Annotated in this window: 1 protein-coding gene; it reads left to right on the forward strand. The window is 62.5% G+C overall.

Annotated features, from left to right (window positions below):
• Positions 1-23: 23 nt before the first annotated feature.
• A protein-coding gene (locus tag GJ668_RS19760; RefSeq protein WP_155451790.1) for an ISKra4 family transposase occupies positions 24-1,281 on the forward strand; the annotation gives its coding sequence in 2 pieces (ribosomal slippage) (positions 24-281 and positions 284-1,281; 1,256 coding nt annotated over the 2 pieces). This gene is flagged as partial in the annotation.

Raw genomic sequence — 1,281 nt, forward strand, 5'->3', positions numbered from 1 at the left:
AACTGTCTTGTGAGGCTCCTGCCATGCCAACGTACGCCCAAAGCGATAAAGAGTTGCTTGAGGCACTGAATCGCAACCCGTCGCTGAGGCAGCGAATTGAGCAAATTGTGGCGATCGTTGAAGACGCCGGGGGGGAGTTGTCGCGCGCGGATGCGGCGGAACGTCGGATGATTGAGGAACTCCAGCGTCTGGGTCAGGAGAGCCTTCAAGCGTGGGCACAGCGGCAGGTGGAACAGACGACGCGCGCGACATTGGAGAGCGGAGAGGCGCGGCGGGCGGGAAAAAAAAACTGTGCTGGCACAGTACGTTCGGACTGATTGAAGTGCAGGAAGTGCTGTGTCGTCAAGGCACGCGGCTGCGGCGCAGTTTTTCGGTCAGTGCACAGGTCAGTCATCGGTGTTGCTCGCAACCGTTGCAGCGGGTGGTGACGGACTTGGGGGCCGATGTGTCGTTTCAACAAGCGGCGGAGAAGGTGTGGGAGCATTATCGGGTGCGTTTGCCGGTAGAGACGATCCGCCAGATCGTTGAGGGCCATGCGCAGGCCATTCTGGAGGCCCATGAGGTGCAAGCGGCGTGGCCGACCGAGCCGGGGGCGCCGTGGCTGGTGGCTGAAATTGATGGCGGGATGGTGCCGATCATGACCCCGGACCCGGCGCAGCCGGACCAGCGCTGTGGGAAGCAGTTGGGGTGGAAGGAAGCCAAATTGTGTCTCGTGCATCCCCTCGGCAGTGCCACGCCCTGTTATGGTGGAACGCTTCAAGGTGGTGTCGATGGGCTGGGGCGCGAACTCTTCGACTGTGCCCGAGCCGCCGGTTTCGGCACCCAGACGCACGTGCACGCCGTCGGCGACGGGGCCCCTTGGATCGTCGATCAAGTCGATCAGCACTTCGGGCAGCAGGGCCGATTTCTAGTCGATTTTTATCACGCCTGCGAGTATCTGGGCGCGGCGGCTAAAAGTGCCGATGCCGATCCCAGTGCCTGGCTGGAGCGCCAAAAGCACCGACTCAAGACCAATCAACTCGACGCCGTCCTGACCGATCTGCACGCGCATCTGGAACCGGAGACGGTCGATGAGTCCGAGGCCCCGGTGCGCGCCGCCCTACGCTATTTCACCAATCGTCGCCAACACTTCGACTACCAGGGCGCTCTGCAGCAGGGATTACCCATCGGCTCCGGCGAGATCGAGAGTGCCCATCGCTACGTCGTTCAACAACGTCTCAAGCGTCCCGGGGCGTGGTGGCGCCTTGAGCAGGCCGAGGCCATGCTGGCGCTACGCCTCAA

Source organism: Allochromatium palmeri (assembly GCF_009720725.1).
Classification (GTDB): domain Bacteria; phylum Pseudomonadota; class Gammaproteobacteria; order Chromatiales; family Chromatiaceae; genus Thermochromatium; species Thermochromatium palmeri.